This window comes from Acidithiobacillus sp. TH-A36, assembly GCF_057473445.1.
Genome location: NZ_JBYCKP010000651.1, coordinates 1 through 1,115, shown reverse-complemented (window position 1 = coordinate 1,115; position 1,115 = coordinate 1). Strand labels below are relative to the sequence as shown.

Genomic DNA, 1,115 nt, shown 5'->3' with positions numbered 1-1,115 from the left:
CATGGTGGCCTATCTGAAAACCGATCCCGTGTATGCGGATAAACTGGAAGCGGTTTGGCAATACAAAGACTGGCCAGATCGTCCGGATCACTGGAATACCGACAATCTGGGCTTTGACCTGGTGGCCAGGACGATTGATGGCGACTACTGGGCCGTACAGTGCAAGTTTTATGATGCAAAGAGCCGGATCCACAAGGAAGCCATTACCAATTTCACTCATGATGCCAGCCGCAAGTTCACGGTCGATGGGGAAGAAAGAGAGTTTTCTTTCAAACTCTTTGTGGACACACAAAACGATCTGGGGCGGCAGGCTGAAGAAGCCCTCAATGACATTGATGATCTTAAAGTTCTGCCTTTACGAAATATGGAAGCCGCCCCGATTGATTGGGAGAAGTTCAGTTGGGGTGCCCCGGAAGCTCTGACGCGCACCCCAGGCAAATCCTTGCGCGAACACCAGCGCGAGGCTTTACAGGCGACGCTAAAGGGCTTTGAAACCCATGATCGCGGCAAGCTCATCATGGCCTGTGGTACGGGAAAGACCTTTACCAGTCTCAACATCATGGAGCGCATGGCCCCTGAAGACGGGCTGACGCTGTTCCTGGCCCCTTCGATCACCCTGGTATCCCAAACCCTTCGGGAATGGGCGGATCAGGCGCAGAAGCCTTTTGATGCCTTTGTAGTCTGTTCAGATAGCAAGGTCGGGCAGGAAGACGAGGATATGAGAACGGCAGAACTCGCCTACCCCGCGACCACGAGCGCGGACAGGCTGGCCAACGCCATTCAGAAAACCAAAAACAACCGGCGGAAAGTGATCTTTTCGACGTACCAATCCATTGATGTTGTCATTAAAGCGCAAAGGATCGGGAATCTGCCGGATTTTGACCTGGTGATCTGCGATGAAGCCCATCGGACTACCGGCCTCACGCTGAAAAATGAATCTACAAAGGATTCGGATTTCGTCAAAGTCCATCAGAACGCCCAGCTTCGCGCCAGGAAACGCCTCTACATGACGGCCACTCCCCGTATCTATACCGAGAAAACCCGCAAAAAGGCCGACGAAAAAGAAGCGGTACTCTATTCCATGGATGACGAGTCCATCTATGGTCCAGAGTTTT

Annotated in this window: 1 protein-coding gene; it reads left to right on the top strand. The window is 52.6% G+C overall.

Going from position 1 to position 1,115, the window contains the following annotated elements:
* Window positions 1-1,115 (top strand): restriction endonuclease (locus AC2VLY_RS16260; protein ID WP_486893617.1); only part of this gene is annotated, 1,115 nt, incomplete at both ends.